Origin of the sequence: Clostridium rhizosphaerae (genome assembly GCF_016765585.1) — a bacterium.
Taxonomy (GTDB): Bacteria; Bacillota; Clostridia; order Clostridiales; family Clostridiaceae; genus Clostridium_AT; species Clostridium_AT rhizosphaerae.
On sequence record NZ_JAESWC010000004.1, the window covers coordinates 61,329 to 76,407 of the forward strand.

15 protein-coding genes and 1 riboswitch are annotated in these 15,079 nt (G+C 33.1%); of the genes, 3 read left to right on the forward strand and 12 right to left on the reverse strand.

Going from position 1 to position 15,079, the window contains the following annotated elements; genetic code table 11:
• Nucleotides 1-2: 2 nt before the first annotated feature.
• Nucleotides 3-203 carry a hypothetical protein gene (locus JK636_RS10455; RefSeq protein ID WP_202748876.1) on the reverse strand — a complete coding sequence of 67 codons (201 nt, stop codon included), beginning with the start codon at nt 201-203 and terminating at the stop codon, nt 3-5.
• A 335-nt stretch (nt 204-538) separates the two neighbouring features.
• On the opposite strand from JK636_RS10455, the gene JK636_RS10460 reads away from it, so the two are divergent.
• Together JK636_RS10460 and JK636_RS10465 are read left to right on the forward strand one after the other, a co-directional pair.
• Nucleotides 539-784 (forward strand): NAD(P)H-dependent oxidoreductase subunit E, encoded by a 246-nt coding sequence (locus tag JK636_RS10460; RefSeq protein ID WP_202749228.1) that lies wholly within the window; start codon nt 539-541, stop codon nt 782-784.
• A gap of 72 nt (nt 785-856) precedes the next feature.
• The gene (locus tag JK636_RS10465) at nt 857-2,317 is read left to right on the forward strand and encodes a 4Fe-4S dicluster domain-containing protein (RefSeq protein ID WP_202748877.1); all 1,461 of its coding nucleotides are present in this window, start codon (nt 857-859) and stop codon (nt 2,315-2,317) included.
• Nucleotides 2,318-2,431: 114 nt separating this feature from the next.
• Here JK636_RS10465 and JK636_RS10470 read toward each other — a convergent pair whose 3' ends face one another.
• Nucleotides 2,432-3,190: a SagB/ThcOx family dehydrogenase gene (locus JK636_RS10470; protein ID WP_338025761.1), complete on the reverse strand. Its 759-nt coding sequence runs from the start codon at nt 3,188-3,190 to the stop codon at nt 2,432-2,434.
• Nucleotides 3,191-3,345: 155 nt separating this feature from the next.
• On the opposite strand from JK636_RS10470, the gene JK636_RS10475 reads away from it, so the two are divergent.
• On the forward strand, nt 3,346-4,452 hold the full coding sequence (locus JK636_RS10475) for a PRK06851 family protein (RefSeq protein ID WP_202748880.1): 1,107 nt from the start codon (nt 3,346-3,348) through the stop codon (nt 4,450-4,452).
• A 331-nt stretch (nt 4,453-4,783) separates the two neighbouring features.
• On the opposite strand, the gene JK636_RS10480 is transcribed toward JK636_RS10475, so the two are convergent.
• The 10 genes from JK636_RS10480 to cobU form a co-directional block, all read right to left on the reverse strand.
• Nucleotides 4,784-5,323: a cob(I)yrinic acid a,c-diamide adenosyltransferase gene (locus JK636_RS10480; RefSeq protein ID WP_202748881.1), complete on the reverse strand. Its 540-nt coding sequence runs from the start codon at nt 5,321-5,323 to the stop codon at nt 4,784-4,786.
• Nucleotides 5,316-6,650, reverse strand: a complete 1,335-nt coding sequence (locus tag JK636_RS10485; RefSeq protein WP_202748882.1) for a cobyrinic acid a,c-diamide synthase CobB — start codon at nt 6,648-6,650, stop codon at nt 5,316-5,318. The genes JK636_RS10480 and JK636_RS10485 overlap by 8 nt, the downstream gene beginning before the upstream one ends.
• Before the next feature lie 18 nt (nt 6,651-6,668).
• Nucleotides 6,669-7,448 (reverse strand): ATP-binding cassette domain-containing protein, encoded by a 780-nt coding sequence (locus tag JK636_RS10490; RefSeq protein WP_202748883.1) that lies wholly within the window; start codon nt 7,446-7,448, stop codon nt 6,669-6,671.
• 2 nt (nt 7,449-7,450) lie between these two features.
• Nucleotides 7,451-8,497, reverse strand: coding sequence for a FecCD family ABC transporter permease (locus JK636_RS10495; protein ID WP_202748884.1), 1,047 nt, complete (start codon nt 8,495-8,497; stop codon nt 7,451-7,453).
• Between the two features lie 10 nt (nt 8,498-8,507).
• Nucleotides 8,508-9,455 carry an ABC transporter substrate-binding protein gene (locus JK636_RS10500; RefSeq protein WP_202748885.1) on the reverse strand — a complete coding sequence of 316 codons (948 nt, stop codon included), beginning with the start codon at nt 9,453-9,455 and terminating at the stop codon, nt 8,508-8,510.
• Between the two features lie 35 nt (nt 9,456-9,490).
• Nucleotides 9,491-10,567 carry a nicotinate-nucleotide--dimethylbenzimidazole phosphoribosyltransferase gene (cobT, locus tag JK636_RS10505; protein ID WP_202748887.1) on the reverse strand — a complete coding sequence of 359 codons (1,077 nt, stop codon included), beginning with the start codon at nt 10,565-10,567 and terminating at the stop codon, nt 9,491-9,493.
• A 13-nt stretch (nt 10,568-10,580) separates the two neighbouring features.
• Complete coding sequence (locus JK636_RS10510; protein WP_243428197.1) at nt 10,581-11,669, reverse strand: pyridoxal phosphate-dependent aminotransferase; 1,089 nt, start codon at nt 11,667-11,669, stop codon at nt 10,581-10,583.
• Entirely contained in the window at nt 11,669-12,622 is a 954-nt protein-coding gene (gene cbiB / locus JK636_RS10515) for an adenosylcobinamide-phosphate synthase CbiB (protein ID WP_202749230.1), read from the reverse strand. Before cbiB ends, JK636_RS10510 begins: the two co-directional genes overlap by 1 nt.
• A 1-nt stretch (nt 12,623) precedes the next feature.
• Nucleotides 12,624-14,132, reverse strand: a complete 1,509-nt coding sequence (locus JK636_RS10520; RefSeq protein WP_202748888.1) for a cobyric acid synthase — start codon at nt 14,130-14,132, stop codon at nt 12,624-12,626.
• Nucleotides 14,133-14,275: 143 nt separating this feature from the next.
• Nucleotides 14,276-14,469: riboswitch (cobalamin riboswitch) on the reverse strand.
• A gap of 55 nt (nt 14,470-14,524) precedes the next feature.
• Nucleotides 14,525-15,073, reverse strand: a complete 549-nt coding sequence (gene cobU, locus JK636_RS10525) for a bifunctional adenosylcobinamide kinase/adenosylcobinamide-phosphate guanylyltransferase (RefSeq protein ID WP_202748889.1) — start codon at nt 15,071-15,073, stop codon at nt 14,525-14,527.
• Nucleotides 15,074-15,079 lie beyond the last annotated feature (6 nt).

Genomic DNA, 15,079 nt, shown 5'->3' on the forward strand with positions numbered 1-15,079 from the left:
ATTTAAGCAGATATTCTCACGCTTAGCTCCTGATTAACTGCATTTGCTTTCACATCATATTCGTGGCAAGGATGATTTTCAAAATCATATTCCTCTACTTTTTTATGAAAAACAAAACCTGTAAGCTCACACATACACTTAGCAGAACTTTGCCCCTTTGTATGAGTTGTTTTATAATAGTCGCATAAATCACAATGTAACATTTTATTTTTCCCTCCTTTTAGTGATGAACACTTTAATAATGTTTTTGCTTTTAAAATTTAATAATTTGTATCTATCCTATAGATAAATAATATCAGCGCCAAAAAGCTGCTTCAAACAACTTTAAATTTTTTTATTTTATTGATTTTTTACATTGTATTATTAGATAAGGTTTTTTTGAATAAAGTACTGCAAAGCTTTATCACATGCAGAGTTAAGCCGCATAAAGCCATTATATTGCTCCCATTTCAAAATATAAATTGATAAGCATTTAGTGGAATGTTATACTTTTTGTGTAAGTAATTTTATATTTTTTAAACTCGTTAGGGGGAATTATATTATGACAATAACAGTATGCATTGGAAGCAGCTGTCACCTTAAAGGTTCTTATAATATTGTTAGCGAGCTTCAAAAGCTTATTGCGGATAACAACTTAGAAAGCCAGACAGAAATAAAAGCTTCTTTTTGCCTGGGGGAATGCAAAAATGGAGTATGTGTAAAGGTTGAGGATGGCCCTGTTATTTCTGTTAATAAAGATAATATTGATGAATTTTTCAATGAACATATAATTAAAAACTTATAGCACCATTAAATTTGTTTTTGCTTCTTTCACATTTGTATTTATCCTAAAATCTTTTATGAAAGAAGTGATACTATGAGAAATTTTGAAAGCGATGTTCAGCTAATAAAATATGAAGTTCTAAAAGAAGTAGTTAAGCTTTCTTTAGAAGGTAAGCTTAAGAAAGAATATAAAACCATTGCAAAAAAAATAATTCCAGGTCCAAAACCTAGAACACGCTGCTGCATTTACAAAGAACGAGAAATTATAAATGAAAGAGTAAAGCTTGCAATGGGAGGCAACAAAAAAAATAAAAATATGATTGAAGTTATAAGCATTGCCTGCGATGAATGTCCTATACACCGTTTTACTGTTACAGAAGCATGTAGAGGCTGCCTTGCTCATAAGTGCTCTGAAGTTTGTCCTGTAGGCGCAATTCACATTATAAATAAACGTTCTTACATAAATACTGAAAAGTGCATTGAGTGTGGCCGCTGTAAGAGCGTATGTCCTTATAATGCTATTTCAGATGTTATGAGGCCCTGTAAACGTGCCTGCAATGCAAAAGCTCTAAGCTTTGATGAAAATAAAAAAGCTATAATAGATAATGAGAAGTGTATACAATGCGGTGCTTGTGTCTATCAATGTCCTTTTGGAGCAATAATGGATAAATCTTTTATAACGCCGGTAGTTAATTTGCTAGAAAAGGCAAAAGTCCAAAATGATTTTCATGTATATGCTCTTATGGCCCCTGCTATTTCCAGTCAGTTTACTTATGCAAGAATAGGTCAAGTAATTACTGGGATTAAAAAGCTTGGCTTCCACGATGTAGTTGAAGCTGCTCTTGGTGCTGACATGGTTGCACTTTCTGAGACTGAAGAATTCGCTCATAGCATAAGCGAAGGAAGAGCTTTAACAAGTTCCTGCTGCCCTGCTTTCGTAGCTTATATTAGAAAGAATTATCCTGAGCTTGTTTCTAATATATCCTCTACAGTTTCTCCAATGATAGCAATATCCAAGCTTATAAAAAACCTTGATCCAGAAGCAAAAGTGGTCTTTATAGGCCCTTGTACAGCTAAAAAAGCCGAGATTTTAGAGCCTGATATCAAGGGTATTACAGACTTTGTAATTACCTTCGAGGAACTTCAGGCTATGCTTGATGCTTATGAAATAAATATTGAAGACTGTGAAGACAGTCCTTTAAACAATGCTTCTTTTTATGGAAGAATCTTTGCGCGAAGCGGCGGACTTACCGAATCTATTAAGCATATTATTAATGATAAAGGATTGAAAGTAGATTTTAAACCCATAAGCTGTGACGGTCTTCAAGAATGCGACAAAGCTCTTAAACTTTTAAAATTCAACAAACTGCCTTCAAATTTCATTGAAGGGATGGCTTGTCAAGGAGGCTGCATAGGCGGCGCCGCTTCTTTATGCCACGGCCCCAAGGATAAGACTGAAGTTGATAAATATGGAAGACTTGCCCTTGAAAAGCATGTAGCAGATTCATTAAGGGTATTTGAACTTGAAGAAATAGACTTTAACAGAAAGTACTAACTGAAAAATATACAAATATACAAATATATAACTATATAACTATTTATATAGTTAAAGGGATGCCTACATAAGAAATTGCTTTCTTGTTTGACATCCCCTTTATTTTTATAAGATTTATTCAGCTGAAACCTTTCCTACTGGAGCTGCATAAATTACAAATTCATCTTCACCATCAAGCATTAAAAATTCATCGATAATTTCTTGAGCATAATCTCCTATAGCAACTGTTCCAGCTCCTATAGCCTCACAAGCTAGATACAGGTTTTGACATAGATGTCCTGAATCCTGAAGTATTGTCTTATGTGCTGCTACATTATATCTCCATTCGCTTCTGTATGGAATACAGCTCCATATGAATATAACTGGTGCAGAAGCAACAAATTTTTGTCCTGAAACAGCTTCAGATACTTTCTCTTCTAAATTATTTTCATCAAACAAATGGATAAGTTTATGCTCTGAAGCCAAATATCTATACACACCTTTTTTTAATCCACTAACATTATTAACAACCATATAAGTTTCAAAAGGGTGTCTTGCTCCACCTGAAGGTACTGTTCTAAAGGTAGCAAAGTTAACTTTCCCAACCACCTTTTTAACTCCTTGAGTCATATAAAGCAAAAATGAAAGCTCTTCTAGTGATAATGCTTCCTCGGTAAAAACCCTATTACTTTTTCTATCCATTAAACAATCAAATACATCCTTCTTAATAACTACATCTCTAGTTACTTCTGGAAGGTCAATTATTTCAGCACCTTCTTCTAAATCTTTTTGTATAGGAGGCTGCTGAAATTTTTGTTTTTGATCTGTTTCTATATTACTTAACAAATTAAAATTCGCTTTTAACCATTCTCTTTGAGATTTTACATTATCCACCTTAATACCTTCTTTCGTTTTATTTACATACATATTAATAACATCTAATTAAAAATTATGCAAGGTTTTAAAGCTTTTAGTGATTTCCTATTCAGTCACACTTTTTCTGTCACATTCATAATATATATTGATTTGATAATTAGGAGTGTGATTTTATGAACGGAAAAACAGTAGACCTATTCCCGGGAGGAAATACCTCTAAGGGATTTTATTCCTTCTACAGATATATACTCGGGCAGGAAGAAGCCAGAAGAATTATATGTATAAAAGGCGGACCAGGTACAGGAAAATCTTCGCTTATGAAAAAAATAGGAGCATACTTTAATGAAAAAGGTTACGATATAGAATATCATCACTGCTCCTCTGACAATAATTCACTAGATGGTGTTGTTATCAAAGGCTTAAATATAGCTATACTTGATGGTACCGCACCTCATGTAGTTGATCCTGTAAATCCGGGTGCTGTAGATGAAATACTTAATATGGGGGACTGCTGGAACGAAGAAGGCTTTAAAAAATACAGAAAGAATATTATAGATACTAATAAAGAAATAGGAAAAACTTTTAAACGCGCTTATAGATTTTTTGCAGCTGCAAAAGCTGTACATGATGATTTGAGCAATTATAACAGCGAAGCTCTGAATCCAGCTAAATTAAATAAACTTAAAGAAGAATTGAAGGACAAGATTTTTACTACTCCTATAGGCGGCTATGGAACAGAAAGACATCTTTTTGCTACGGCATTTACTCCAGCTGGCATTGTTACTTTTGTAGAAGGCATTGTAAGCGGCTATGAGAAAGTTTATGTACTTAACGGTGGGCCAGGTACAGGAAAATCCGATGTATTGGATTTCATATCTAAAGAAGCATTAAAGAGAGGACTAGATGTTCAGTTCTTCCACGACCCTTTAATTCCAGAAAGAATTGAGCATATATTTATTCCTGAACTCAATACTGCTCTAATTACTTCTAATGAGATAAATAAAATAAAATTTGAAGGCAATCAAATTTATATGGATAATCTATTAAATTCTTATTCCATAAGCAAAAATAGAGAAGAAATAAAATTTGATATGGAAATGTTCTATGAACTTCTTAATAAAGGTCTTAAGACTATAGCTTCTGCTAAGGCGCTTCATGACCATTTAGAAACTTATTTTATTCCTAATATGGATTTCGATAAGATAAATAAGGTTACTGAGAAAGTTATCAGTAAGCTCTTAAAATATGAAGAAGAATATCTTAAAGAAAAACAATTATAATTTAAAATATAAGGGGATGTTTCAAAACATCAAAACCCAGCGTGTTATTTGAATTCGTAGAAACATTTGAGTAAGCAGCAATAAGACTTTAATTAAAAAGTTTATAAAGCCGTTAAGAATCCTATATTGTCTGAACGAAGAGAGATGAAAAGTCTAAATGACTTTTCATGGGAAACTTAGGCTGTGGCAACAGCCTGCTCTTAAGTTGCCCAGTGTCAGGATTTAGGATTTATAAATTTTTTAATTATTAGTCTTATCTGCGAAGCGAAAGTTTCCAAGAATTCAAATAACACGCGATAGGTTTAAACTGTTTTGTAACATCCCCTTTTTACTAGTATTCTATTCCTTCTCTCGAGTAAACCCCTTTATTCATATAATGCTTAATTTCTTTCATTTCTGTTACTAAATCTGCTTTATCTTTAATTAAATCAGGAACATTTCTTCCTGTTAAAATGAGCTCCATATTCTCAGGTTTGTTATCTATAAGAGCTGCAACCTGATCAACGGTTAAGATCCCATTTGATAAAACACCCATAATCTCATCCAGTATAAATACATCACAGCTGTTATTTTTGATTACTTCAGCAGCAAAATCATAAGCTGTGTCAATTTCTTTTTTAAGTATTACTTTTTCCTCATCGTTAAGATTCCAAAAGAAGCCCTTTTTGCTTTCAAATCTGAAAATCTGAAATTTATCTCCTATAAGCTTTGCTATTTCAAGTTCTCCTGTTGGATCAGTTTTTAGAAATTGAAGCATATATACCTTTAAATTATTTCCTGCCGCTCTTACAGCTTGACCAACAGCAGCTGTTGTCTTGCCTTTTCCATTTCCAGTATATATTTGTACATATCCTCTTTCTAACTTATCCATTATAATTTCCCCCTTTTTTATATGCTAGATTTACCAAGCTATTAAAAAACTCCATGTTGCCATAAAAATGAACATGGGCATAGCTTGCAATAACATTATTTTTTATGTATCCGCAATGCCATTTCTTTTCTTCATAATAATCCTTACTTAAACAGTATATAGCTTGTTCACTTAGTTTTACATAGCTTTTATGAAACTCGTGACAATTTATACTTAACCCCTTCTTGAAAATATGATTGCTCTCTGCTACCTTAAGGTTTGCATAACCAAAGTTAACAAGCCTGTCGCTCATTTTATAAAAACCGTTAAAGAATCCTACAAAACTGTTTTTTTCTGATCCTTTAGTTAAATACATTAATCCACCGCACTCTGCATAGGCTGGAAGTCCATTTTGAAGCTTTTCTCTAATATCTACTAAAAGCTCTATATTATTACTTAGTTCTTCTTCAAAAACCTCTGGATATCCTCCCCCAATATACAGAAAATCTATATCTTTAGGAAGTTTTTTATCCTTAAGAGGACTAAAAGGAATCATATCTCCAACAGTTTGTAATAATTCCAAATTGTCTTTATAATAAAAGCTAAAAGCTTTATCGTAGGCATAAGCTATTCTCAGTTTTCTATCTTTGTTTTGAATAAATGTACTATTATAATTCTCAGTCTCTTTCATACATTTTATTATTTCTTCTAGATCAAGATGCTCTTGCAAAAACTTCGAGCAAATACTTATTTTTTTATCCAAATCTTCTACTTCACTGCTCTGAATTAATCCTAAATGCCTGCTGCCAATTGCTATTCTTTTATCAGCCGGAATGTATCCAAACACCTTTAGCGGTGTATTCTTTTCTATAAGCTTTTTCAAAAGCTTATAATAGCCCTCTGTTATATTATTTAGCACTACACCCTTTATATCAGCATTTTCATAATTTAAAAGGCCTAAGAGTTCTGCACAAATAGTATTACTTTGAGCCTTTGGAGTTATTACTAATATTATAGGAATATTCAAAACCTTTGACAAATGATAAGTAGAATATCTACTGTCATAGCCAAGTCCATCATATAATCCCATAACCCCTTCAATTACCCCTATATCACCTTCGCCTTTTGAAAATGAAGTTTTAACTCCATCCTCTCCCATCATAAATAAATCCAAGTTTCTTGAGGCCTTCTTGCATATATGTGTATGAAAAGCTGCATCTATATAATCCGGACCTGCTTTAAAGCCTTGAACATCATAACCTCTGTCAATCAATGCCTTCATTAGGGCTAAAGTAAAAGTACTTTTGCCTCCGCCGCTGCAATTAGATGATATTATTATACTTTTCATTGTGATTTCTCCTCCTTCCTAAACAACTGGAATTATATAAGGACACTTGCTGATTGGATTTTCAAATACTTCAACTGAAAGATTATATACATTATTGATATTTTCTTTACTTATTACCTGCCAAGGGTCTCCTATTGCTTCGATTCGTCCCTTATTGATTAAAATTATTTCATCGCTGAAAATAGATGCTAAATTCAAATCATGGAGAACTGCAATAATAATCTTATCGCTTTTCAATTTACTAAATATATTTAAAAATTCTACTTGATATTGTATATCTAAATGAGAGGTTGGCTCATCTAATAAAATTATATCAGTTTCCTGACATAAAGCTCTTGCTGCAATCACTCTTTGCACTTCTCCACCACTTAACTCAGTTATGAGCTTATCCTTGAGCTGCCACGTGTTTGTAAGCTTCATATACTTTTCTGTTATTTTTCTATCTCCGGTATCAAAATCTTGAAATCTTCTCTTATAAGGACTTCTTCCCATCATTACTATATCAAAAGCAGTAAATTCATAATCTATCAATATATTTTGAGGTATAACCGATTCCTTCTTTGCTAAGCTTTTATTGCTAAGGCTGCATATATCCTCATTATTTATAAAAATACTTCTATGCTTTGGCATAAGAAGTTTTGAAATATTTTTTATAAGGGTGGATTTTCCCGAACCATTAGGACCAATAATTGAGTAGAAACTACCCTTATTAAAGCTTAAGGTTATATCTTGTAAAATCTCTTTTTCACGGTAAGAAAAATCAAGCTTTTTTATATCTATTTGAATGTGCTGCTTCACGGCTATACACTCCTCTTTTTCATTTTTATTAAAAGATAAATAAAATACGGAGCGCCAATCAGCGCAGTGACTGCACCTACCGGAAGCTCTGCCGGTGCTGCAGCAGTCCTGGCGGCAGTATCTGCCAGTAATAAAAATATTGCTCCTCCCAAAGCTGAAAAAGGAATCAGAATCTTATTGTCTGGCCCAAATATAATTCTAATTATATGAGGCACCAAAAACCCAACGAACCCGATTATTCCTGAAAAAGCAACACTTACAGCCATTACCATTGAGGATGCAACAATTATTATTTTTTTTACTTTCTCCGTCTCAATCCCCAAGCTTCGTGCATTATCATCACCTGTAAGCATTAAATTAAGATCTCTGTTAAAAAAATAAATAACAACTGTTCCTAGTAATACTATTGGAGCTATAATGCTTATATTTTCCCAGCTTGATGCGTTAAAGCTTCCCATCATCCAAAATACTATTTTATTTACCTCTTGCTGATTAAAAACCATTATTATTGAAATCATAGAGGACATCAAAAAGCTTACAGCACTCCCTGCCAGCAAAAGATTTGTAGTTGTCACTTTTCCTCTATCCTGTGCTACTGCGTATACTACTATTGTAGTTATGGCAGCACCTGCAAAGGCAGAGATTGTAATAATACTCAATGAAAAAGCCGCATTTTGAATCTTTATAACTATAGCTGCCGCTGCCCCTAATGCTGCTCCTGAAGATATTCCAAGAACATAAGGGTCTGCCATTGGGTTTTTAAACATCGACTGAAAGGATGCCCCAACTACAGCAAGCCCTGTTCCAACAATGCTCGCCATAACTATTCTCGGCATACGCACCATAAAAACTATCAGGAAATGTGTACTCGACACACTTCCTGATATATACTTACCTATAAATGGTATTGACTTTAAAACTACCTTTAATACCATATAGGGTGTTAAACTGGCAGCTCCCATAGAAACAGCAGTAATTGCCAGTAAAACATATGCTATTAAAAGAATAATAAATAACAGCTTTTTTCTCTTTGCTATAAGTCTTATCATTTTTTATACCTTATTTAAATAAATCCGGATGAAGAATCTTTGCCACAGCCTCAACACCCTCTGAAAGTCTTGGTCCCTGTCTATTTAGCAAATTATCATCTATCTCAATAACCTTATTGTTTTTTACTGCAGAAAGTTCCTTGTAACCTGCTGTATTAATAAATTGATTTTTCATTTCAAAGTTTTTGGATATAATTATATATTCAGGATCCTTTTCCATTATCTTTTCAAGACTATATTTCCATTCAGAAGCATCCTTGGCTATATTAGTTCCTCCGGCCATTTCTATCATTTGAGATATAAAAGTATCCCCTGTTGCTGTGTAATCTCCGTTTTTACCAAAGCCTACTACATAATAAACCTTTGGCGCTTCCTTACCTTTTACTTTTTCCTTGACAGCTTCAGTCTTTTTCTTCATAGAAGAAATTAGTTCATTAGCTTTATCTTGAGCATTTACTATTTGTCCTAGTGTATTTATTGAATCATAAACTCCATTAAAATTATCAGCATTATATAAAACAATTACCTTAATTCCTAGTCCTTCAAGTTTTTTAGCCACATCATCCTTAAAGTGTGTAGATGCAATTACAATGTCTGGTTTCTGTTCAATTATTTTTTCAACATTCGGATCTGTTAACGAGCCTATACTTTGAACTTTTTTTGCTTCCTCTGGATAATCGCAATAATCTGTTCTTCCAACAAGTTCATCGCCTTTCCCTAAAGCATAAATTAATTCAGTAATGCTTGGAGCTACAGATATTATCTTTTTAGGCTCTTTTTCAATAACAACTTCCTTACCCTTTGAATCCTTTGCAGTATACGGATACTTTGTTGTTGAGCTTTCTTTATCAGCTTTAGTTGAGCTACCTTCTTTGCTGTTGTTTGTACATGCTGCAAAAGTAAATATCATTACTGCTGCAATTAATAAAGTCATTATCTTATTCATAGATTTTTTCATAAAAATTACCTTCTTTCTTTAATAATATTTTTTTATTATCTAATATCAACAAGCCTATCCTTTGATTCTTCAGTAATACCCACATCCCCAAAGGTAGCCATATTGTTAACCATATGAAGTGCTGCTTCAATAATGTTAAAAGCAAGCGGGCATCCGCTGCCTTCTCCAAGTCTCATATTTAAATCAAGTATTGGCTGAAGGTTTATATAGTCAAAAACAAAAGTCACAGCCTTCTCTTCTGATTTATGAGAGGTAAACATATAATCCCTTGTCTCAGGCTTTAAAATATATGCACATAAAGCTGCAGCACAAGAAATAACTCCGTCTATTACTATAGGCTTTTTATTTTTTGCGGCTGAAAGAAAGCATCCGCACATTCCTGCAATATCAAAACCGCCTACTTTGCTTAATACATCAATTACATCTTTCTTATCAGGCTTATTAATTTCTAAAGCTTTTTTTATTACCTTCTTTTTGTTTTCAACTTGTTCTTCAGTTAGGCCAACACCTGGGCCTACTAATTCTTCTATATCTATATCTAAAAGAGCTGAAATAACTGCAGCACTTGTTGATGTGTTTCCAATACCCATTTCTCCGGTTCCAAGCATTTCATAACCTTCACTGCATAATTTATCGGTGATTTCAATACCTACCTCAATTGCCTTGACAGCTTCTTCTCTCGACATAGCCTGTCCTTTACATATGTTTGCCGTACCATTATTTACTTTTCTTTTTATTACCTTAGAATTTAAAATTTCACCTTTTACTCCTATATCAACAACTGTTAATTCTGCATTCGCAAAAGAAGCCAATACTCCGACTCCTGTCTTCATTTCAGGAATACTGTTTGTCATTACTTGAGTTATTATTTGATCTGCCGAGCTTACACCTTCTTCACAAATGCCATTGTCAGAACACATCACTATTATATTTTTCTTTTCTGCCTTATTAAAAACCTTACCTGTAATTCCAGCAAACTTTGCACCAATCTCTTCAAGTTTCCCTAAGCTTCCAAGAGGCTTGGTAAGATTATCAATATACTTCACAGCTCTTTCTACAGATTCCTTGTCAGATGATGTTATGGTATTAATAGTTTTAGTTAATAAATTCATACTTTTCCCCCATTTAAATATTTATTTCTCTTTCTGATTGTCCAAAAATCTCAAGCAATCTATTATTATCTGATCTATTTTTAACAGCCAATCGAATAAAGCTATCATCAAGTCCTCTAAAATTACTGCACCTCCTTATTAGCATGTGTTTTGAAATGCAGTAGCTATAAAAACCCTCTCCAGAAATATTTTTAAGATTTATAAGTACAAAGTTTGCATGGCTTTCGTAAATATTATCAATAAAGCTAAACTTTTTAAGTCTTTGAACAAAATATTCCTTTTCTTTTTCATGCATTTCCTTTGAAACACTTATATACTCTTCATCCTTCAAAACACTTTCTATGGCAGCTTCTGCAAAGCAATTTATATTCCAAGGTATTTGAAGCTTTATTAACTTTTCAAGAAACTCACTATCTGAGCTTATACCGTATCCAAGTCTAATTCCCGGCATCGCAAAAAACTTAGTAAAAGCTCTTATTATAAATAAGCATTTATATTTCATGCAAAGGTCTATAAAACTTTGATTTTCAATGTTGACAAACTCTACAAAAGCTTCGTCTACTATTATTTTCTTTTTATGTTCTTCACAATAATCTAAAATTTTTTGAAAAAGCTTTTTATCAACTATTCCTCCATTAGGATTATTAGGATTAGCTATAACTAACCCGTCACACTCCTTAAGCTTCTCAAATATATCCTGATAATTATAATCAAATTCTTCATTCAAATAAGAAAATATAAGTTCCTCACAATAGGTTTTTGCAGTGCTTTCATATTCTGAAAAGGATGGCACTACTATACAAGGCTTCTTCAAGACTCTAACAGCAAGATTTATTATCTCAGCCGCTCCATTTCCTAAAATGATATTTTCAGCTTTTACACCTTGTTTTAAATAGTGAGCAATATGAAGCTTTGATTGTCTATATTTTAAATCCGGATAACATACCATATTTTCTACTGCTTTATTAATGTTTTTTATAAAACTCTCGGGAATACCTAGAAAATTTATATTGGAGCTGAAATCTAAGAGACTTATCCCTTTGAATTTACCTTCAGTGTATATATCTCCGCCATGATCCATAAAACTTTTATAACTGTTCATTAAACTATTCTCCCGTGTATAAAGTAAACTAAAGCTAATGCGAAAACTATAAATAAAAATTCTGTCAGAAACATTATTTTATTTACATATACAATATCTTCTCTTTCAAGTTCCCTTGTCTTATCGCCGATTGTAGGCTTTTCAACAAGCTTTCCAAAGTAAATATTATTTCCGCCAAGCTGAACCTTTAATATTGCAGCTGCAGCAGCCTCAGGGTACGCACAATTGGGGCTTTTATGATTTTTTCTATCTCTCATCATAATTTTAAAACTTTTAATAATGCTGCTTTTCATAAGCGGCGAGGCAATACACATAATAATTCCTGTAATTCTTGCTGGTATATAATTAAACCAATCATCTGTCTTTGCCGGGAAAAATCCTATATGAGTATATGGTTCATTCATATAGCCAACCATGGAGTCCATAGTATTTACTCCCTTATACATCATTGCCAAGGGTGCTCCCCCTATTAAACTATAAAATAGAGGAGCTATAACACCATCCGAAGTATTCTCTGCAACTGTTTCCACAGCGGCTCTTATAAGTTCTTTTCCATCCAAGCCATTAGTATCTCTTCCTACAATATAAGAGGTATACTTCCTTGCGAGTATTAAATCATTATTTTTTAGAGCATTATATACTTTCATGCTCTCATCTCTTAAACATCGAGCCGCGATGGTTGTCCAAAGAATGCAGATATTTATTATATGAAATAAAGGTTTTATTCTCCAAACAGCATAAAGCACTGCAGCAGTAAATAAAAAGCAAACTGAAGTTACTATTATAACCATAGCACCTCCAAAGTACTTTAACTGTTTATCATTATGAGCAGACGCTCTTGCTTTATTTTCAATAAATTTAATTAATCTTCCAATAAATATTACAGGGTGAGGAAGCCAATAAGGATCTCCAAGAATTAAATCTATTATTACAGCTGCAGCAATATCAATAATATTAATAGTTGTAAAATTCATCATGCTGCTTAAGTCCTAAAATTTCATATATTTTTTTCATATCCAATGAGTTTCTTACTATATCTGCAAGCTTATTTAACTCTTCTTCTCTAAAGCCTTCGTATACTGGAGATTTCCTTAACGACATTGATTTTTTAGTTCTTATTTTATTAAGCAAGTATTGCCTAAATTCTGTAGAGTCTAGTATTCCATGAATGTATGTACCAAAAATTGTTTCTTCCTTATTGAAAATACCATCACACTTAGAAATTTCTTTTCCATTTTCACTATTTAAGGTAGCAAGGCTTCTGTCATCATTATTCAATATAGTTCTTCCCATATGTATCTCGTATCCATATATCTTGCCTTGAAAATCCGGAAGATTTATACTCCCCTCTACTCTCGTCATTACTTTTTCATTTTCAAGGGTAGTTATAGTATCTAATAGACCAATTCCAACTATACTATTAATAGAACTTTCAACATTTAAAGGATCTCTTATTTCTTTTCCAAGCATTTGATATCCGCCGCAAATTCCAAGTATTATTCCTTCTTTGCTATAGTTTAATATTTCCTTCTCAAGACCTGAGTCTTTTAAGGCCCTTAAATCTTCTATAGTATTTTTACTTCCTGGTATGATTAGAAGATCAGGTTTGCCAAATTCCTCTTTTCTCTCAATAAACCTAACGCTTACATCTTCTTCACACCTTAGACAATCAGCATCTGTGAAATTAGATATATGCGGAAGCATTATAACAGCGGCATCAATTTCAGCAGTAACCTGTTTGTTTATTTCAATCATTGCTCCGTCTTCATCTTCAATCACTAAATTAAAATAAGGTACAACTCCAAGGGAAGGTCTTTTTATTATATTCTCAAGCATATCGACACCTGGTTTAAGAAGTTTTATATCTCCTCTAAACTTGTTAATTATAGTTCCCTTAACTCTTTCTCGTTCTTCATCAGTCAATAAAAGCATTGTGCCTGCAAGAGCTGCAAATACTCCTCCTTTATCTATATCTCCAACTATTATTACAGGCGCATCCACTAGTTCCGCCATACCCATATTAACAATATCCCTATCTCTTAAATTTATTTCAGCGGGACTTCCGGCGCCCTCCATAACTACTATATCAAACTCTTTTTCAAGCTCTAGGAATTGTTCTTTGAGCATATCCTTAAAAATTACTTTCAAATTATGGTATTCCTCTGCAGTTTGATTATTATATACCTTACCATTAACAATAACCTGGCACTTGGTGTCGGCTGTAGGCTTTAAAAGTATAGGATTCATAAACACCTGTGGTTCTAAACCTGCAGCATAGGCTTGTAGTACCTGTGCCCTACCCATCTCTTTTCCGTCCATAGTTATATAAGAATTTAAGGACATATTCTGAGATTTATAAGGACACACTGAATATCCATCCTGTTTAAAGATTCTGCATAGTGCAGCAACAATGAGACTCTTACCTACAGATGAACCGGTACCCTGAATCATTATTTTTGCCATAATACTCCCCCCTTTTAATCCAAAAAAATATAAAAGGCAGTATGCTTTACACATACTGCCACTAGAATTAACTCACAACCAAATAAGACCTAGCCTTATAAATAGTCATTGTTTACTCTAATAGGCCCTCCCACCGAAAGCATATTAAAACGTAAATATAGGCAGGTCTCCTGGCTTATGAATCATTCTTGTCTTTTCCTTCCCCTGAAAACAGAGTGGATTATAAAGACTCGTCATCATTTACAGTAGCGGGGGCTGCTGCGGATTTTAACCGCATTCCCTTTTCACTTTTATATGAAACTAACATATAAAAAGCACCTAAATTTGTTATTAAATTTTATCACCTTTTTCAGTATAGTTTTTTTTACCTCTGATGTCAAATAGTTTATAAGTTATTTAAGCTTTAGAGGCAGACCTGATACAACCAGGTAAGCCTCATCACTGGCTCTCCCAAGGAATTGATTTATTCTTCCTGCTATATCGGTGAATATTCTTCCAAGCTTATATTCAGATATGAGGCCAAAACCTACTTCATTTGTTATTATTACAAGTTCCTTGTCAAATTCCCTGCAGGCATTAATTAAATCAATAAATTGTTTACTTATACTTTTTTCCAAAACATTTATTTCTTCCTTAGATAGATTATCAAAATCCGTATATCTATCAAACATCAAATTTGTTATCATAGTAGTTGCACATTCAAGCATGATACTGCTGCACTCAGTTTCTTTTACAACATCTTTTAAATTCTTGTACCCTTCAAAGGTTTTCCAGCTTTTATTTCTTCTACTTTGATGTATTGCAACTCTTTCTCTCATCTCTTCATCAGTAATCACTGCAGTAGCAATATAAAGTACATCCTCTCTTTCTTTTAACATTTCTTCTCCGAATGTACTCTTTCCGCTTCGAGTTCCACCTGTTACTAAGACTATTTTACTCATTCATTA

Coding starts and splice junctions, on each gene's coding strand:
- JK636_RS10510 (WP_243428197.1), bottom strand. CDS start 11,669: ATGAACAGTTATAAAAGTTTTATGGATCATGGCGGAGATATATACACT.
- JK636_RS10520 (WP_202748888.1), bottom strand. CDS start 14,132: ATGGCAAAAATAATGATTCAGGGTACCGGTTCATCTGTAGGTAAGAGT.
- JK636_RS10475 (WP_202748880.1), top strand. CDS start 3,346: ATGAACGGAAAAACAGTAGACCTATTCCCGGGAGGAAATACCTCTAAG.
- JK636_RS10465 (WP_202748877.1), top strand. CDS start 857: ATGAGAAATTTTGAAAGCGATGTTCAGCTAATAAAATATGAAGTTCTA.
- JK636_RS10495 (WP_202748884.1), bottom strand. CDS start 8,497: ATGATAAGACTTATAGCAAAGAGAAAAAAGCTGTTATTTATTATTCTT.
- JK636_RS10455 (WP_202748876.1), bottom strand. CDS start 203: ATGTTACATTGTGATTTATGCGACTATTATAAAACAACTCATACAAAG.
- cobU (WP_202748889.1), bottom strand. CDS start 15,073: ATGAGTAAAATAGTCTTAGTAACAGGTGGAACTCGAAGCGGAAAGAGT.
- cobT (WP_202748887.1), bottom strand. CDS start 10,567: ATGAATTTATTAACTAAAACTATTAATACCATAACATCATCTGACAAG.
- JK636_RS10485 (WP_202748882.1), bottom strand. CDS start 6,650: ATGAAAAGTATAATAATATCATCTAATTGCAGCGGCGGAGGCAAAAGT.
- JK636_RS10500 (WP_202748885.1), bottom strand. CDS start 9,455: ATGAAAAAATCTATGAATAAGATAATGACTTTATTAATTGCAGCAGTA.
- JK636_RS10480 (WP_202748881.1), bottom strand. CDS start 5,323: ATGGATAAGTTAGAAAGAGGATATGTACAAATATATACTGGAAATGGA.